The sequence below is a fragment of the Flavobacterium sp. W21_SRS_FM6 genome (assembly GCF_052119645.1).
In the GTDB taxonomy this organism is placed as follows: domain Bacteria; phylum Pseudomonadota; class Gammaproteobacteria; order Enterobacterales; family Alteromonadaceae; genus Paraglaciecola.
The window spans coordinates 426365-444912 of sequence record NZ_JBGQOM010000002.1 but is presented as its reverse complement, the minus strand read 5'-3'; the positions used below and the strand labels follow the sequence as shown (position 1 = coordinate 444912).

Genomic DNA, 18548 nt, shown 5'->3' with positions numbered 1-18548 from the left:
CAGCCCTTCGCAGTCAACTTCTGTTTACGCTTAAAAGTTGACTGCCTTTGTGTGCTCATTGGCGCTGTGTTAACGTTGTAATACGTTTGTGTTTTCAACACTCCCCGCTATCGCACTTTAATTTTTGAGGTTAGCTATGTTATTTAACGGTACATTGATTACCGCCAGTCCCCTTCGTCAAAAAATCAGAGATTTCTATCGAATAGAAGAAAACCTCGCCGTAAACCACATTTTACCCGATGCTGAAATAAACATGCTGGCCCGCAGTCGAGCATGGGAGCGCGCCCGTACCACGGTATTGCGCATCAGGCGTGAGCAAGAAGGTCACGGTGGTATTGATGCCTTATTAAACGAATATTCATTGTCGACCGCTGAAGGCGTGGTGTTGATGTGTTTGGCCGAAGCCTTGCTGCGGGTGCCAGATAAAGAAACTCAAGATGAATTGATCCGCGACAAATTATCCAAAGGGCAGTGGACACCGCATTTAGGTGCCAGTGATTCAATCTTTGTTAATGCCTCATCGTGGGGCTTATTGATGACCGGTAGCATGGTGAACTATGCTGATCAGCGTCAAAAAGAAAATTTCGGCATATTGAAAAAACTAATTGGTCGCTTAGGTGAGCCCGTTATTCGTAAAGCCATGAACATTGCCATGAAAATCATGGGTAAACAGTTTGTCATGGGCGAAACCATAAAAGATGCGGTAAAACGTGCACAAGAAAAAGAAAAAAATGGCTATGTGTATTCCTACGACATGTTGGGCGAAGGAGCCCGCACCGCAGAAGATGCCCAGCGTTATTTTGACTCATACGCGAAAGCCATCGATGTTATCGGTAAGGCTGGCGCGGGACGTGGGCCACGTTTAAGCCCAGGTATTTCAGTAAAGTTGTCTGCTATTCATCCCCGCTACGAATTTACACATCGTGAGCGAGTGCTTGAAGAAATTCCCGCTAAGTTAAAACAGCTTTGTCTGTTGGCCAAAAAATATGACATTGGCTTAACGGTTGATGCGGAAGAATCAGAACGCTTAGATATTTCCCTCGATATCATCGAAAAAGTCTTCAGTGATCCAGAGCTTGAAGGCTGGAGCGGCTTTGGTTTAGCGGTACAAGCTTATCAAAAACGCGCGTTATACGTGATTGATTGGTTACGCGAGTTAACGCAAACAGTTGGTCGTAAAATGATGGTGCGTTTGGTGAAAGGGGCGTATTGGGACACTGAAATCAAAAATGCCCAAAAAGACGGTTTAGACCACTTTCCGGTGTTTACCCGCAAGTCATCAACAGACGTGTCTTACCATGCCTGTGCCAATCGCTTGTTGGACTATCGCGATACTATTTATCCCCAATTTGCTACCCACAATGCCTATACCGCTTCAGTTATCATTGAATTAGCCGGTGATGACAAAGAGGGCTTCGAGTTTCAATGTCTGCACGGTATGGGTGATACCCTATACGATCAAATAGTGAGTAACGATAAAATTCAATGCCGAGTGTATGCGCCAGTGGGTGTGCACGAAGACCTACTCGCCTATTTAGTCAGGCGTTTACTCGAAAACGGCGCTAATTCGTCATTCGTTAACGCCATTGTTGACGATAGCCGCCCAGTTGAAGCGTTGTTAGAAGATCCGGTTGAAAAAACCCAGCGCTTACTGCGCAAATATAATAATCAAATTGCTAAGCCAATTGATTTATATGGCGACGAGCGTTTCAACTCTAAGGGCATGGACATCAGCGATATTAATACCATCGACCCGCTAAAAAATAATCTAGAGCGCTGGTTTAATAAAACGCGTTTGCGTGAAGACCAAGTGCCCGCGAATGGTCATGCCGTGCGCAACCCTGCTCAGCCAAATGAGATTGTTGGTTTTCATATTTATGACAGCAAAGAAAGTATGTTGGCAAAGCTGGATGCCGCTGATAAAGCCTTTGCCAACTGGGCAGAAACGCCCATAACAGAACGAGCAAGCTTGTTATTGCGCACCAGCGATATATTAGAGCGCCACATGGACGAGCTTATCGGCCTGTGTATTAAAGAAGCCGGTAAAGTCACCCAAGACGGTATTGATGAAGTGCGTGAAGCGGTAGATTTTTGTCGTTATTACGCAGCACGAGCACATGAGCTAGCCCAAGACGAACGCTTGGCGCCGCGTGGTGTAATCTTATGTATCAGCCCTTGGAACTTCCCACTCGCTATCTTTTTGGGCCAAGTGGCGGCAGCACTAGTGACCGGCAATACCGTGATCGCCAAGCCAGCAGAACAAACCAGCTTAATTGCCCTGCGTGCCCGTGAATTAATGATTTCAGTTGGAATGCCAGAAGACATCATGCATCTAGTCATCAGTCCGGGCAAAGATGTGGGTGAGGTACTCGTGCCCGATGAGCGTATTAAAGCGGTAATGTTCACCGGCTCTACGCAAACAGGCACATTAATTTCGCAAATTTTAGCCAGTCGTGGCGGCGATCAAGTCCCGTTGATTGCTGAAACCGGTGGACAAAACTGCATGATTGTTGACTCAACCGCGCTACCTGAGCAAGTGGTTGATGATGTAATCGCCTCTGGTTTTCAAAGTGCAGGGCAGCGCTGTTCAGCCCTACGTATTCTGTTTTTGCAAGAAGACATCGCAGATGACGTCACTAAAATGTTGATTGGAGCGTTGAGCGAATTACACGTGGGCGATCCTGCGTATCTATCGACCGATATTGGCCCAGTTATTGACAAAAAAGCCTTGGATACCCTCAACAATCACGTTGCAGATATGCAAGATAAAGCGACCTTGCTGTATGAATGTAAAGTAGAAAACGTGCCTGAAAACGCCACCTTCTTCGCACCGCGTTTATATCAGATTGACAATATTAACGTGTTAAAACGCGAAGTCTTTGGCCCCTGCGTGCATATCGTGCGTTTTAAAGCGAAAGAGATCAACAAGGTCATTGAGCAAGTCAATTCAACTGGTTTTGGATTAACGATGGGCATTCACTCGCGCATCGAGGAACGGGCGCTAGAGTTCGCACGTTTATCCAGAGCGGGTAATGTATACATCAATCGTAATATGATAGGCGCCATTGTTGGTGTACAGCCTTTTGGGGGACGCGGTTTATCGGGCACAGGTCCGAAGGCGGGCGGTCCACATTATTTATCTCGTTTGATGATTGAAAAAGCCACACCTAAAATAGTCGAAAGTGACTATGAACCCGAGCAAGATCGAGCAGTGCTAAGTGATGATGAAGGCCGCAAACAAGCCTCAGTTATTATGCAAAAAGCCGTTGCTGCTGAGCAAGAGTGGCGCATGACCGTACTAAACACGCGAGTGTCGGCGGTAAGGCAGTTGCTGGCCAAAATAGCCAAAGTCGATATCATGGAAGAACTTGCTGAAGATTTAAATCGCACCTTGTCTACCGCGCGTAGTCAGTTGATCAGCATTGAAAAACGCTTACGCAAGCCTAAGGTATTACCAGGGCCAACCGGCGAATCAAACCTACTGTATTTAGAGCCTCGCGGCATATTAGTGTGTTTTGCTGATAAAAACGTGACCTTCGAATATTGGGCATTGTCGATAGTGACCGCTCTGGCAACGGGTAATGTGGTTATCTCAGTAGTGTCAGATTTATTTTATGACGAAGCCATTGCCTTTCGCAATCAGTTTATCGCTACCGGCTCGCCTGAAGGGGTATTGCAGGTAGGTAAATTGAATCAGTTAGAGTCGTTGTTAAGCGAGCCACAACTGGCTGGTGTAGTTATCGACAGTAACAGTGAGCGAAGTGCATTTATTACTCATAAACTAGCACAACGTGAAGGGGCAATATTGCCGGTGATCAGTGCCGAATATAACGACAACCTGATTCAACGTCTGCTAACCGAAAAAACCGTGAGTACCGATACTACCGCATCAGGGGGTAACACCTCGCTCATGACACTGGTAGAAGACGACGAATAACCTAGGCAGCGACCAGCAGCAAGTCACGCGCGCCGAGCGCAGGCGCTGCTCGTCGCACTTTTTAACTTCGGCCCTAAAGGACCTCCTACATATGGTTTATTTGTCTTTTGTAGGAGCTGCACGGTGACCGGCGCAGTTTAGGCGCGAAGCCTTACCTACAGCACCAAATGTCGATTAAAAAAAATGCCTACTTAGTAGGCATTTTTATTTAAGAAACCGTTAAATACAGTTTTCAATATTATTTTTATATCCAGCCACACAGACCAGCGGTGAATATAATCTAAATCGTACTCAACCCGTTTAACCATTTTGTTAATGGTCTCTGTTTCGCCGCGTAAACCATTGACCTGTGCTAAACCGGTAATGCCAGGTCGCACCTTGTGTCTCAACATATAACCTTCAATTAATTTACGATATTGCTCGTTATGCGCGACGGCGTGAGGGCGGGGGCCAACAATCGACATTCTGCCTTGCAATACATTAATAAACTGCGGTAATTCGTCCAGAGAGGTACGTCGCAAAAATGCGCCCAATGGGGTAATTCTGGAGTCATTTTTAGTTGCCTGTTTTACTACGTCACCATTGTCCATGGCACTCATCGAGCGAAATTTATAGACGGTAATTTTTTTGCCATCCAAGCCATAACGATTTTGTTTAAAAATAACGGGCCCAGGCGAGGTGAGTTTTACTGCCGCAGCAATGATTAACATGGGAACCGCAATCAACATTAATATCAATGTAGAAAAAACCACGTCTTCGATGCGTTTAAGTATTTCACTGCCACCTTGAAAAGGTGTGTCGAATACGCTTAATGTTTGAATCGAACCAACACTCTGCCAACGAGCATTGATTAAGTTATACATAAAGAAGTTAGGAATAATATACACAGTAGCGGTGGTATCACTGCACAAATTTATTATATGCAAAATACGTTTTTCAGCACTCATTGGCAACGCAATGTAAACGTAATCTACCTCGCCGCGTTTAGCTTTTGCGATAGCATCATTAATGTTTCCCGCGATTTGATTGGCGACTTCATGCGGCAATCTATCGGGCGTTCGATCATCAAACAATCCGGTGAATACAATACCTAACCGTTCGTTGTCGATGATTTGATTGCATAAACTGTAGCCGGACGTTGTTGCACCAATAACAATCGCTTTACGAGTATTGTGTCCTTGCCGACGGTAATAAAAAAGGATTTGTCGGAAGACCACTCGCCAACTAGCTAGCAGAACAATACAGGCAATTAACCAACAGCCGACTGCAAAGTTATGCAGATTAACGATAGTCGGAAACATATACGCAAAGGTAGAAGTCACAAAGGCTGAGATCATCCATCCAATTGAGACACTTCTTATCATGATAGTAGTAGAGGCTGTACGCCACGAGCGATACAAGTCAAGTGCTTCAGCGCAGAGGTTATAACAGACTATATTAACAAAAAGAATCGACATGACCTCAGGGCCAATATTCTCGTCTAGAAACCTTAAAATAGTAAAAAAGGCGGTTGAAATGACAATAACATCAATTATTCGGTACAAAGTAGAAAAACTACTTTTATTGCTATGGATGATCCCTCTATTACCCGTGTTATTTGGCCTTTCAGCGTCCATTGTAACCTCAACCTTTCTTTAATGTCATGCAACTTACTGATTTAACTAAGAATCTTGCGCAAAATTGAAATAAGCAATTCTATTGTACCGTGATTTTGTTCTGTCGCTTTACTTTTTTTTATGAGAGTCAATATACAGATATTCCTCATAGACCTCGGCGTAATTTACTATGTCTACATTAAAATTTTGAGACACCGACTCTTTATCGAGGGAGAACAATGGCACAAAATATTACATTACGATTCTCGCTCAAGATCGCTTAGCAAATTTTATTCCTTGATTTTGACTAATTGTATTTTTTGATAAGGGGTGTTTATTCTGAAACACATTTTTTAATCCACCTACGAGTTCGAGCATACGCAGCAACATTTTAATTGATGATATTTTGATGAAATCTCGGCTGACAAGAATGATTATTACCTGTCGTTACGTTATAGTGCGCACTATTATCGTTCTGATATTGTACAAATTTAGGGCATTTGTATTTTTGTTAAAAAGTAATGGCTGTTATTTTCCTGTTAATCCTTGGAATGGCAGCTTAAAAACGTTTGTTTAACAGAGATTTATGAACGGATATTGCAGAAAAGTAGTTAAGCAGAGTGGCATGAAAATAGCTTGTCGTACTAAAGATAAATATATCGTATTCTTCCGTAAAATATCACTTAAATGATGGCTAGTTGCAGAAGAATGACAGAGGGTAACAATTGAAATTAATGTTGAGGCAATGGAATGAGTAGGTTTAAAAATACAATTCTAATCAGTGTAAGCATGACCAGTATTTTAGGTGGTTATGCTCAAGCGCAAGAGAAAGCAAGTCTTCCTGTTGGAACTTTTGAGCTGACGCCAACGTTAAAAGTGACGCTTTTAAAAGACAGTAATGTATTGCGAACTAACGACAATAAACTAGACAGTTGGGTTACCGTTCTTAATCCTGAGCTTAAGTTAGGTAAACAAGTAGGTGAAAATAGCATCACTGTTGGCGTAAGCGCCAGTAAAGGTATTTATCATTCGAGTGATGCAGATGATTATGACGATTATAGCCTTTTTGCCAATGGCGCTATAGAGTTTGACCGACGTAATCGTCTTTCTGGTTCGCTGGTACATTTATCCGGACATGATGCTCGAGGCACATCTTATTCCAATGGCGCAGGTGAACAGCTAACCAGCCCAGATCAGTTTACAACCAATACATTTGATGCCACTTATTCCTACGGAGCACTTACCGCCAGTGCCAACATCGATGTTAATATGCGATTAAGAGATATTGACTACGATCTTGATATACTTCCAATAAACCCAAACAGACTGAGAGACAGAAAAGAGAAGTCTCTAGGTTCGACTTTTTATTATGGTGTTTCGCCGACTACTGATTTATTAATTGAAGGTCGGTATTTAATAACCGATTACCTTGAAGATATAATCGGCGTTTCTTCACTAGATAGTAACACAAAATCAATACTAGCAGGCGCCAAGTGGGAAAGCACCGCTGCTACTTCCGGCTTTGCTAAAATCGGTTATGAAAAACGAGAGTATGATGAAGTGAGCCGAGATGGTTTTTCCGGATTAAAGTGGGAGGCGGGAGTCGCTTGGAACCCAATCGAACGAGCAGTATTTGAGTTCTCGACTGCTAGCGATACACGAGAGACGAATGGTCAGGGCAACTATATTCGCCGTATAGACTATGTCGTTGATTGGCGTCATGAGTGGCTTGAGCGTTTTGATACTGTGGCAACATTTGCTTATTCTGACGATAGTTACGAGGGTACTACAGTTCTTCGTAATGATAAAACCAAAGAATTTAGTATAGCCGCCAATTACCAATTTAGACGTTGGCTTAAATTCATCACAGCGGTAAGTTATTTCGATAGAAATAGCGATAGCGAGACTACTAACTTTGATTACAATAGAAGCCTCGTTAGTTTTACAGCGCAAATTTCGTTATAAAAGGTTGTATATTAGATGAAGTATAAGGTCTTGGGTTTTCTTATGTGTTGTTTAATCAGCACGCTTAGTTTTTCACAACAAATCAATTTAAGTCAATATCGCCTAGGTTCGGGAGACGTAATTAAAATTTCTGTCTTTGGCCAAAGTGATTTGTCGTTAACCACCAGAGTGCCCCATATGGGTGTGATTAATTATCCATTTTTGGGCGATATTCAAGTGGTAGGCTTAACCGCCTCAGAACTTGAATCAAACATTTATAAGGGATTAAAAGGTGATTATTTAGTCGAACCCTCTATTTCGGTAACAGTGGAAGAATATCGTCCTTTCTTTATTGACGGTGAAGTTAAAAAATCAGGCGGATATCCCTATCAACCAGGGCTGTCTGTAGATAAAGCCGCAGCTTTAGCGGGAGGCTACACAGAAAGAGCGTCGCGCACTAAAATTCTGATAAGACGTGATATTTCAGGTGAGCAAAAACTAATAGAAGCGAAGCCGACCGATACCGTATTACCTGGTGATATTGTCACCATTCAGCAAAGTTTCTTTTAGGCAAGGATGATTAATTAAGTGAATGCTCAAACGAATGTGGGACAAATAGAAGCTAAACTGCTTGAACAAGAGACAATCGATTTAGGTCTGTATTGGCATATTGTTATGCGCTTTAAATGGCGCATTATTAGCTTGTCAGTGTTGATAACGATTCTTGTGGCTCTAATCGTGATGTCAATAACGCCAAGGTATATTGCTACAGCAAAATTATTGATTGAATCAAATGAAGCCAAAGTACTGTCAATTCAAGAAGTCTACGGCTTAGATGCCAGCCGTAAAGAATATTTTCAGACTCAATATGAAATTCTGCGTTCGCGCAAAGTGGCAGAAAATGTGGTCGAAAAACTTAATTTAACAGAAGAAGCTAATTACAATTTTGAGCTTAGAAATGAAGACACTTTAGACAAATGGAAAACCAGCGTAAAAGAACAACTAGCAGGTCTTTTGCCTTTTATGCCGCAAAAGCCACCTGTAGCTTACACCCCTGAGCAGTTACAAAGCATCAAGCAACGTTATGCCGTTGTTCAGGTCATGAAAAATTTACAGATTTTGCCGATTTCCAATACTCAAATTGTCAATATTTCTTATGAAGACGAAGATCCTGAATTAGCTGCACTGATAGCCAATACCGTGGGTGATGTTTACATTGAAAGTTATTTGCAAGCCCGATTCGAAATGACCGAAAAGGCCACTACTTGGTTGAACGAGAGCTTAGAGGGCTTACGCGCAAAATTGCTCGCGGCAGAAAAACAATTATCTGATTTTTATGAAACTGAGCAATTAGTTAACATCGATGGCGTTGTGGGCTTAGCGTCTGAAGAGCTGCAAAAATTAAGTCAGCAATTGTTAGAAGCACAAACTAATCTAAAGCAAAACGAAGTTATTTTTAATCAGGTGAAACAAAGCGGAGCAAACATCGCTGAACTTTCTACCTTAAATGAGGTGATCAACCATCCTTCTGTGGTCTCAGTTAAACGTGAAGAAGTCAAAGCGCAAAGCCGAGTATCAGAGATTAGCAAGGTTTACGGACCCAAACATCCTAAAATGATTGCTGCGAACGCTGAGTTAGAGTCGATTCAATCTAGTTTAGCGGCGCAGATTAGAGAGCTAGTTTCAGGCATAACCGTAGATTATCGTAATGCTACTCAAAAAGTCGCAGAGTTAAAAATTGAAGTTGAGCGAGCCAAACAGCGTTTTCGTCAGCTCTCTAATTTAGATAATCGCAGTAAAACTTTACAGCGTGAAGTGGATGTTAACCAACAGCTGTATAGCTCTTTTTTTACTCGCCTGAAAGAAACGAATGAATTGGGTGGTTTCGAATCGGCCAATGCACGTTTACTTGATGTTGCAACCAAACCAGGTGCTCCGGCAAAACCGAAAAAAGCGTTGATTATTGCTGCAGCTTTAATTGTTAGCTTAGGCTTTGGCGTATTTTTAGCTATAGCTTTAGATGCCCTTAATAGTGGAATTCGTACCCTCGATGATGTTGAGCGTAAGTTATCGCAGCGCATGTTAGGCCTTATACCTTGGGAGGCGCATAAGAAAAAAGAAAATGTTCCTCTTCGACATTTCTTCGATTCTAAGCATCATACCTTCAGTGAATCCGTTAGGACTCTGCGAACAAGCTTGCAGCTATTGAATATCGATAAACCATCAAAAACCATATTAATAGCCTCGAGTGTGCCAAAAGAAGGTAAAAGTACCGTAGCAATTAATTTAGGTTTTGCTCTGGGGCAATTGCACAAAGTACTGATAGTCGATACTGATTTACGTAGGCCTACCTTAGGTAAGCAGTTCGATTTGCCTGGATTTCAACCGGGGATTGCCAACCTAATTGCCGGAACTCACAAGTTAGATGAGTGTATCGTGCATGATGAGTTTTCAGGTGTTGACTTAATTTGTGCGGGTACTGTGCCTAATAATCCTCAAGAATTATTGGCGTCTGATCAGTTTAAAAATATTATGAAAAGTTTTGCAGAGACTTATGAGTACATTATAGTTGACAGTGCTCCCATACAAGCTGTTAGTGATGCTGTCGTGGTATCAAAAGTATGTGACTCAGTGATTTATGTAGTTAAATCTGACAGTACCAGTCACAAAATGATCAACAGCGGCTTAAGTCGTTTTATTAGTTTAGGTCACAGGGTCGACGGTATTGTATTGAATCAAGTTGATTTGAAAAAAGCCAAGAAGCAGGGAGAATACGCTGGTTTTTACGATCAGTACGGGTACAACAATTATCAAACTGATACAAAACAAGTTTGATAGACTTACACAACCATATATTGCCGGGCATCGATGATGGCTCGGCTTCCTCAGAAACATCCCTAAGGATGGCTGAACAAGCCTTAGAATGTGGTGTTACCCATATCGTGTGTACACCACATATTCATCAAGGCTATTTCGACAATGACCAAACTACTATTCTTCAGGCTACCGAAGCATTTTCACAATATTTAGTCGAATCAAGTTGTAAATTAAAAATAGCGTGTGCTGCTGAGTTACGAATTTGCCCCGAAATTATGGCGTGGTACAGTAAAAAAATCTTACCTTATTTAGGCACATGGCAAAATAAAAACGTTATTTTGTTAGAGTTACCCCACAGCCATGTTCCAGCAGGCACTGATAACCTAATTAGATGGTTATTAAACAATAACGTACAGCCGCTAATAGCCCATCCTGAACGAAACCGAGATATCCTCGCTGACTATCGTAAGTTTGAGATGCTTAAACGCGTTGGTTGTATTTTCCAACTCACAGCGGGGTCAGTCATTGGTCGTTTTTCGGCACCAATTCAAGAATTAGCCCTTAAAATGTTGCATGAAAAATCCATTACAGTTATTGCATCTGACTCGCATAATTTAGAGCGCAGGCCCAATGATATGGGACGCTGCAGAGAATTCATGCTTAATGAATTTGATGGCGCATATGTCACAAGCTTGGTTGATAGTAATCCTCGCGCGATGACCCAATCACTAGAGTGGATGTAAGTGGATCATGAGTCGCTATCATTACTTTTTAAATTCAATACTGGTCGTTATCGGCGTTTATGGTATAGCAACAGCTTATGATTATGGTATTGCCAGTCTTAATTTCTATAACGTTAAAAATAACATTGAAAAATGGCATGCAGATTCACATGATAGCGCATTAATACCCTATTTAAGGGCCAAAAATAATAGCCTCGTTGCCAATAAGTACCACCCCAATAATGCGCTATATCTGGACCTGATGGCGCAAGTTGATGAATGGGGTGTGATATTTGAATTTGAGAACGAAGCAGAGGGCTTAAATTCGGCTAAACAACGGTATCTTAAAGCAACTCAATTGCGCCCTTTGTGGCCGGTTACATGGGCTTCATTAGTAAAAGTAAAATGGCGCTTGCAGGAATTTGACGACGAAATGCTTTATTTTATTGAAAGAGCTCATACACTTGGGCCTAAGAAAGCAGAAGTCAGTATACTCATTGCTGATCTAGGCTTAGCACTTTATACAAATAACCATCCAATGTTATTTAAGATAAGACCAATATTTTATGAGCGTTTAGCTCAAGGGCTTTTCAATCCCCTCAGTCGTGACGCCATCAGAAATGTTATTAAAAATTACGATGCCGAATCTCTAGTTTGTCGTTGGTTACGGGATAAACCTAATGCGACAAAATGGTTACCTTCAAAGTGCAAATAAGCTAATAACAAGGCTATATTTAACCTCATGTATTTTTAAACCAATCCCATAAGCCAAGTGAAAACCCTTCAAATAAATTAATACCTAAGGCAGATTTTATTAGGTATAAAAGTAACAGACCCAAGGCTACCGAGATCGTTAGGAAAGCAGCTAAAAAAGTTGCATTAATTAATCTGGAAGCTTTTTGTTCGGCACGGCTTAACTCCCGTTTATTTTTACCTGCAATTACCACATAGTAGTAGCGGTATTTAAACCAAGGTATGGTGCCGCGCACATCTACAGGGTGATTGCGCCACTGGCGATTAACAATGGCGTTTCTAAGATAAGACAACTGCTCTTCGGTAAAGGTGTCTTTTACTCGCTCGGGCACATTCGCAAGCAAATTTTGCAACGCAGGGTCTTCGTGAATCGAGGCTGGACGTCTAATGGCCATGGGGTGATCTTATACTTGAACGTGAACGTGTGCTCAAATTTGCGCTACTAATTAATGCTATCGCCAGAAAAACGATGAAAAAGCCGGCGTTAGCGGCAGCCTGCAAAGGAAAGTCGACCGTCATATGGATCAACATACCGATAATGGCCATTAAACTGGCGAATGCAGCGCCTTTATACACTGAGCTTTTTCGTTTTCGAATAGCCGCTACAGCGCTTATAAAACACAGTGTGACAATGGCGGCTAAGCAGGTAAAGCCCACAAGTCCATATTCAATCAATGTTTGTAGATAGTCGTTATGTGCTTGGTCATAAAAGGGGTAAACATCGGCCTTCTTGTAGGATGGAAACACACTATAAAAGCTGCCTCCACCGCTGCCAGTTAGAGGAAAGTCAGCCACGATAACTGAGGCATCAATAACGACTTCGTCACGTCCCTCTTGTGCTAAACTTGTCTCAGCTAGCCGCTCTTGCACTTTATCTAGCCCAAACCATGAGCTGACGATCAATAAATCAATAATAATCATACTCACAACGAGTATGCTTAATCCCCTAGAACGCTTTTTATCAGCAAATAAAGCATAAATCCCAACAAGGGTTAACGCAGCAAAAAAGGCAGTATTGCCCATTCTTGAACGTGACATAACCAAAGCGATAACCATAATAGCAAGGCAAATTCGCACTAAAGCTTTATTACCAAGCAAGCTCGATACAATCGCCCGAGACCAATCACGGCGAGACATAGATTGGTTGTTATTTAAACTCGCAATAATTAACCCAGTACCTGCCGATAAACACAGCATAAGGAAATTGGCGAAATGGTTTCTATATACAAATGTGCCTGTGGCTGATTCCGCAATAGGGATGTTGAACACTAAGCTGAATTTAGCGCCAAGTAAAATTTCTAATATGCCATAAAGGCCCTGCAACGACCCCACAACCAACATAAGAGTGAGTGCCTGCTTAACTCTTTTCTCGTTATTGATTAACACTAAGCTGCACAAAAACAAACAAAAATAGGCATAGCTCTTAAGCAAGCTCACCTTAGTCTGACCGATGTCGGTGCTAAGATACATATCCTGAGCATCCGGCGATAAGTTAGCATTAGGTGAGAGCAGGTCAATGATAAATTCAGGCAAGGGGATAACTTGGAAGGTCGCAAAAATCAAAAAAACGGCCCAAATAGCAATGACGGTTTTAAATTTTTGCAGGCCTAAATAGGCGACATCTTTTTTTAAAAACACACAGCCCAGCAGAAGCGCAAATATGGCTACCTCTAATATGCTCCACGCCCAAGGCCGGTTTGAGCCTAATGGCAAGGGCGCCCAAAACAAAATAGCTAAGAGTGAAAAAAACAAAATCGAATGGAATGAATATTTCAAAGTAAAAAAGTAACTTAAGGTTGTCTATTTTTATCGATTCTAACCGTTTGTCCTACAAAAAGGCCAGATTAATCAAAGTGATTATTCTTGAAGATGAAAGTAGGAGGTCCCGGTAACCGGCGTAGTTCAGGGCCGAACAGCCAATTTCGACATCCTGTTTGTTAATCAATACAAGTTTACCCTATGCCAGGCATAAAAAAGCCAGGCATAAGCCTGGCTCTTAAATTTGACTATTTAACGATTAATTGGTTGATGCCGTTGCATCACCACCGCCCGTGCCGCCAGCACCAACACCAACGCCCACTGGGGCGGCTAATGCAAGAGCAACAGGGCCACCCGCTGCGGTAGCTTCACCAACTGTCGTTGGATCGGCACCAGCCGTAATTGCGGCGAGTAAGGCTTGGTCTGAATCCATTTCGCCGGTCATAACTGCCGCGTTAATAATTTCTTGAGCATAATCTGGGTACAGAGCTATGGTAATTTCGATAATCCTAACGATATTTTCTGGTGCACTTTCAATGGTTGCCTTAGTTGCTTCAAACAAGCTGTTGGTTGCCACCATGTTGCGCATAAATTCAATTGTTGATTCTTTATCTTTAGACACAGCTTGTGAGGCAGACGGTGAAAGCACAGCGGCAGAACCAGATAGGGCATTATTGACAACTGTTTCACTCGACTTGAGTAGAGTTTCGCCATTTAGCATAAGCGCTTGAATTTCTTCATGTACACGAGTACCTGATTGGTTTTGATTTCCATAAACAATCACACTGGCAATTTTATCTTGGGCAATCGCAACATTGCTGACCAAACCACAAACAAGTAAAACTGCTGCAAATATTTTTTTCATGGAAAACCCCTAGATATACAAAAATTAAGAATTCGTTTGGCTTATAAAGGATAAAACACTCAACGAACGAAAGATAAACTAATTAGCAAGATAAAGCATTATACATGCCATATGCTGAATAGTCTCATCAGTTTAGATAAAAACCTTTTAAAACAGGGGGTGCACGGCCTCAGCAGAGCAAGCGCTACAGAGCGACTTTACCTGTATGTAAAAAAAACTGACGTTATGTGGGGTGAAGTTTGTCTCTATTTATAGACTATAGAGTAAACAGTATCCCCGTTATCCCTTACCTTCAGCTCCAAAAACAAAACACCCTCCTGTAGAAGGTCCCGGTAACCGGCGTAGTTCACGGCCGACTAAAACAACAACCCGATCGAATAAAAACGGTCTTCCTTACCCTACAACCCTTTCTGGTTTGCCAACAAAATAACCCTGAATATAATCAAGCTTCATTGTTTTTAATATTTCTACTTCTTCTGCGGTTTCTATTTTTTCGGCGATGACTTTTATGCCGAGGCCGTGTGCAATGTTAACTAAGGAATGCACAAACAACTGGTTGTCTTTTTCTTTATCAATATTTTTAGTAAAGCGGCCATCTATCTTTAAATAATCGGGCTTAACCGTACGAAGTTGCGTAATCGATGCCACTTGTGCACCAAATCGCTCAACGGTAATTTTTACATCTAGACTTTTCAATTGTGCGATAAACGCTAAAAAGTGAGCGGTATCGCCCAGCAAGCAACGCTCAGGTATCTCAAGCACCAAATTAACACGTTGTGCACCTAATTGTGTCAGTTGCAACAACAACCATTTTTGAAAAGCGGGCTTTAACAAAGACAGGCGAGAGATATTAAGACCAACTTGACCACTATGTTGCATTAATTTTTTAAAGGCGCAGCGCACCAATAATTCATCTAATTTTTGTGCAAAATCCAAGCGTATGGTGGCCGGAATCAATTCCGCCATGGGCAAATATTGATCGCTTTGCGGATCGGGAAAGCGCGCTAACCATTCTTGGTAAGCCAGCTCACCTGAAAAATCTTTAATAGGCTGGGCTAAAAAGTCGGCGGTATCTTTAGCCAACAAAGCCTTGATTTGCTCACGCCAGGTATCATTGCTTTTTATGCTTTGCGCTTGGTCAACCGCTTGCCATTTTAACTGACCAAAATTAGCTTGGGTGAGGGCATTATCGACCTGTTCTAACACGGCTTTTTTATTATCGCCGTAATTAAAACTGCCCACACCAATGTGGGCAGTACCTGATTCATACTCAGACTTTTCAATGGCATTACATTTATCAATCAGTTGTTGGCAAAGAGCCAAACAATTTGCCTCGTCAATATCTTCAATAATCACCGCAAAGTCAGCGCCCACTAAGCGGTAAAGGCTATAACCAATTTTTTGCTGACGTAAGTGCTCGTTAATAAGCTCACAAACGGTTTTTATATAAGCGTCGCCTTCTAAAAAGCCAACGTTGCGGTTTATTTGATTTAAACTGCTCAAGCGTACAAACATCAAAAAGCTGCTAGTTTGATGCTCTGCGTCACCCAAAATTTGTTCAAACGCTAAATCAAATGCACGCCTGTTACCGACTTTGGTTAAGCCATCAGAATACGCAAAGTCGCGGTAACGCTCTGTTTGATTCGACAAGCGGCCAAATAAATCAGCAAGCCGTTCTGACATCAAATTGATCGCATCAACAAAAATGCGCAGCTCCAAAGTTTTGGGTTTTAAATTCACTTTGTCGAATTTTTGTAGGCTAATGGCCTCGGCTTGTTTTACCACCGCCATGATAGGAATGGTTACCATGCGCACTAAAAACCATACCAGTACTAGCCCCACGGAAAACACGAATAAAAATAATCTAAATGAATCAACCGCGTTATCCCACAATTGCTCGTAACCAATGCCAGGGTTACTTTGTACCGACAGCTCACCGGCAATGGTCCAGCCGTCGTTAATTTCGGTTTGACGAATCGGTGGTGACAAGGGAAACAAGTTAATAAACCACGTTGGTACATGCTCAAGAGATACCGGATTACGCCGCTCTAAAATCACCTCGCCCTCAGTATTTTTTAACACAATTGCACTGTAATATCCGCGGTCAAATATCGCGTTCAACATGGTTTCGATTAAGGGCAAATCGTCATCGCCAATATAGGGTGTAATCGACATGCCTAAAGACGTCGCCGTATCTTGCGCATGAGAGGTAAGCTGTTGTTCGATATAGTCTTTTGTATTGCTAACACTTATCCATACGGCACCAATAAACAGGGCTAAAAAGATAGAGAACAAGCTCAGAACAAGTTGTCTCGACAAGGGCATATCAGTTATCCTCATTATTATTTAATTCTTGCATCATGCGTTTATTTAAATCTTCCCACAGGCCGTTATTACCGCCTTTTTGCACCTGTTTGCCTTGGCCTTGCTCTTTGGCCAACCACAACCCATCACCGTTAAAACTATAAACCGGCTGTAAATCTCGGCGTTTATTAGCCGGTAAAATATCGCGATTTAAATTATCGAGTACCAAAGGAATAGACGTGGGGGTGTCGTAGTAGGCGAGCACCATGTGCGCCATATTGTAACGCAGTGCTTTTACGTACATTAAACGCAGTTTTTCAGTGGGAACGCCCAAAGCACGTAAACTAAAATACTTGGCAATGCTAAAGTCTTCACAGTCGCCGCCATTAGTGGCTAAAAACTCAACCGGCGTGGCCCAGTAATCGTTTTTATTCCAATGGCTTAAGTCATCAACAAACTCTAATTGATTAAAAAAACGATTCACCTCATAAAGCTGGTCTGGTATGCCAGATGTAGAGTTGTCATCGATGAGTTCTTGCCAATCTCGCACCCGTTTAACAGCGTTGTCCCCGTATAGTAATTGCACTTTTTTAAACAAAGCCTCACTAAAAGTAATGTTTGCTTTAGCACTGAATTGAAAAACAACCCAGAGTAAAAGTAAGGCACGAATAACCGTCACAATACGCACGTTAAGATATTTTCAGAGTCGGGTGATTCAAAATTGAGCAAAGCGAATGATAAAACATAATACAACGTAAACTAAATTGTTCATTTAGCATGAATTCTAAATAGCTATTGAGTAGAATCATAGTGTTTATATTTGAATACGTTATATCTATCAGTCTTAATTCTCTGAATGCTGGTCTGGTATTAACTTTGCTTTGTTTTTGACGGTAACAATGCGTAACATTGAACTTATCAATACCTTTCTTGATTGACTAACAAGAATACAAGAAATGAAATGGTTTTATTGTTAAAGGAATAATGAATGGATTTAAACGAAGTAAAAAAGACTAATGTGGGTGGTTTAGTCACGGCATGTATAAGCCGACTTGATCTTGTAAACTTGATGGTAACTAAAGCTAATCAGAGTAAAACCTTAGAAAGTTCAGAATTCATTAAACCATTGGTTATTTTTTCGACTAATGGTCATAGTATTTCGATAGCTAACAGCGACCCTAAAATGCGTGAAATGCTGAATCAGGCTGATATTTTGCATGCAGATGGTCAGAGTGTTGTCACGTTTTCAAAGCATTTTAGTGAATTTCCAATTCCAGAGCGTAGCGCTACGACCGATACCATTCATGACGTGCCCATGATGTCAAATGAGGTACTCACGCACTTTTTGCTTGGGGCCAATAAAAATACTATCGAAAAATGTGCAGACATCATGAGTCGTAAATACAGCAACTTTAAGATAGCTGGCACGCAACATGGTTACTTTTCTGAGCAAGATGAGCAGGATATTGTTAAGCAAATAAACCAATCTAAAGCAGATGTCCTTTGGGTAGGCTTAGGTAAGCCCAAAGAACAACTTTTTATCATTCGTAATCGAGAAAAACTAAAAGTGCCTGTAATCATTTCTTGTGGCGGTTGCTACAACTTTGTGACGGGTGACTACAAACGGGCGCCTGAAATATTTCAAAAATTAGGCCTAGAATGGTTACATCGTGCCTTTACCGAGCCTCGTAAACTATTATGGCGCTACATAACAACTAATCCACACGCTATTTATTGTGTCATTAAACATAGACACAAGAAAAATGGATAGAGTAAGGGAAAAGCAGTGTCAGTAAATATTCAAATTTTTCATAAGTGGTTTACTTACTGTCATTTCCCATCGAGTGATATGG

The 18548-nt window shown here is 41.6% G+C and carries 13 protein-coding genes; 7 read left to right on the top strand and 6 right to left on the bottom strand.

The features are described from left to right. Positions 1–136 precede the first annotated feature (136 nt). Positions 137–3937 carry a bifunctional proline dehydrogenase/L-glutamate gamma-semialdehyde dehydrogenase PutA gene (putA, locus tag ACEN2L_RS05170; protein ID WP_441742262.1) on the top strand — a complete coding sequence of 1267 codons (3801 nt, stop codon included), beginning with the start codon at positions 137–139 and terminating at the stop codon, positions 3935–3937. 191 nt (positions 3938–4128) lie between these two features. Here the strand turns inward: putA and ACEN2L_RS05165 are convergent, their stop codons facing one another. After that, positions 4129–5553 (bottom strand): undecaprenyl-phosphate glucose phosphotransferase, encoded by a 1425-nt coding sequence (locus ACEN2L_RS05165; RefSeq protein ID WP_441742260.1) that lies wholly within the window; start codon positions 5551–5553, stop codon positions 4129–4131. Positions 5554–6282: 729 nt separating this feature from the next. On the opposite strand from ACEN2L_RS05165, the gene ACEN2L_RS05160 reads away from it, so the two are divergent. The 5 genes from ACEN2L_RS05160 to ACEN2L_RS05140 are packed head-to-tail and all read left to right on the top strand — an operon-like array spanning position 6283 to position 11730. Beyond that, entirely contained in the window at positions 6283–7497 is a 1215-nt protein-coding gene (locus ACEN2L_RS05160; protein WP_441742258.1) for an outer membrane beta-barrel protein, read from the top strand. 15 nt (positions 7498–7512) lie between these two features. Beyond that, positions 7513–8046, top strand: a complete 534-nt coding sequence (locus ACEN2L_RS05155) for a polysaccharide biosynthesis/export family protein (RefSeq protein WP_441742256.1) — start codon at positions 7513–7515, stop codon at positions 8044–8046. A gap of 18 nt (positions 8047–8064) precedes the next feature. Then, the gene (locus ACEN2L_RS05150) at positions 8065–10311 is read left to right on the top strand and encodes a GumC family protein (RefSeq protein ID WP_441742254.1); all 2247 of its coding nucleotides are present in this window, start codon (positions 8065–8067) and stop codon (positions 10309–10311) included. After that, entirely contained in the window at positions 10308–11036 is a 729-nt protein-coding gene (locus ACEN2L_RS05145) for a tyrosine-protein phosphatase (RefSeq protein WP_441742252.1), read from the top strand. Before ACEN2L_RS05150 ends, ACEN2L_RS05145 begins: the two co-directional genes overlap by 4 nt. 7 nt (positions 11037–11043) lie before the next feature. Then, complete coding sequence (locus ACEN2L_RS05140; RefSeq protein WP_441742251.1) at positions 11044–11730, top strand: VpsP family polysaccharide biosynthesis protein; 687 nt, start codon at positions 11044–11046, stop codon at positions 11728–11730. A gap of 25 nt (positions 11731–11755) precedes the next feature. On the opposite strand, the gene ACEN2L_RS05135 is transcribed toward ACEN2L_RS05140, so the two are convergent. The 5 genes from ACEN2L_RS05135 to ACEN2L_RS05115 form a co-directional block, all read right to left on the bottom strand. Beyond that, a complete protein-coding gene (locus ACEN2L_RS05135) occupies positions 11756–12163 on the bottom strand; it encodes a hypothetical protein (RefSeq protein WP_441742249.1) in 408 nt (135 codons plus the stop codon). Then, the gene (locus tag ACEN2L_RS05130) at positions 12153–13544 is read right to left on the bottom strand and encodes an O-antigen ligase family protein (RefSeq protein ID WP_441742247.1); all 1392 of its coding nucleotides are present in this window, start codon (positions 13542–13544) and stop codon (positions 12153–12155) included. Before ACEN2L_RS05130 ends, ACEN2L_RS05135 begins: the two co-directional genes overlap by 11 nt. A 241-nt stretch (positions 13545–13785) precedes the next feature. Then, positions 13786–14391 carry a hypothetical protein gene (locus ACEN2L_RS05125; RefSeq protein WP_441742245.1) on the bottom strand — a complete coding sequence of 202 codons (606 nt, stop codon included), beginning with the start codon at positions 14389–14391 and terminating at the stop codon, positions 13786–13788. Between the two features lie 393 nt (positions 14392–14784). Continuing rightward, entirely contained in the window at positions 14785–16716 is a 1932-nt protein-coding gene (locus tag ACEN2L_RS05120) for a bifunctional diguanylate cyclase/phosphodiesterase (RefSeq protein WP_441742243.1), read from the bottom strand. 1 nt (position 16717) lies between these two features. After that, complete coding sequence (locus tag ACEN2L_RS05115) at positions 16718–17374, bottom strand: transglutaminase-like cysteine peptidase (protein ID WP_441742241.1); 657 nt, start codon at positions 17372–17374, stop codon at positions 16718–16720. A gap of 309 nt (positions 17375–17683) precedes the next feature. Between ACEN2L_RS05115 and ACEN2L_RS05110 the strand changes: the two genes are divergently transcribed. Then, complete coding sequence (locus ACEN2L_RS05110; protein WP_441742239.1) at positions 17684–18466, top strand: WecB/TagA/CpsF family glycosyltransferase; 783 nt, start codon at positions 17684–17686, stop codon at positions 18464–18466. Positions 18467–18548: the final 82 nt, after the last annotated feature.

Coding starts and splice junctions, on each gene's coding strand:
- ACEN2L_RS05155 (WP_441742256.1), top strand. CDS start 7,513: ATGAAGTATAAGGTCTTGGGTTTTCTTATGTGTTGTTTAATCAGCACG.
- ACEN2L_RS05120 (WP_441742243.1), bottom strand. CDS start 16,716: ATGCCCTTGTCGAGACAACTTGTTCTGAGCTTGTTCTCTATCTTTTTA.
- ACEN2L_RS05110 (WP_441742239.1), top strand. CDS start 17,684: ATGGATTTAAACGAAGTAAAAAAGACTAATGTGGGTGGTTTAGTCACG.
- putA (WP_441742262.1), top strand. CDS start 137: ATGTTATTTAACGGTACATTGATTACCGCCAGTCCCCTTCGTCAAAAA.
- ACEN2L_RS05140 (WP_441742251.1), top strand. CDS start 11,044: ATGAGTCGCTATCATTACTTTTTAAATTCAATACTGGTCGTTATCGGC.
- ACEN2L_RS05135 (WP_441742249.1), bottom strand. CDS start 12,163: ATGGCCATTAGACGTCCAGCCTCGATTCACGAAGACCCTGCGTTGCAA.
- ACEN2L_RS05125 (WP_441742245.1), bottom strand. CDS start 14,391: ATGAAAAAAATATTTGCAGCAGTTTTACTTGTTTGTGGTTTGGTCAGC.
- ACEN2L_RS05165 (WP_441742260.1), bottom strand. CDS start 5,553: ATGGACGCTGAAAGGCCAAATAACACGGGTAATAGAGGGATCATCCAT.
- ACEN2L_RS05160 (WP_441742258.1), top strand. CDS start 6,283: ATGAGTAGGTTTAAAAATACAATTCTAATCAGTGTAAGCATGACCAGT.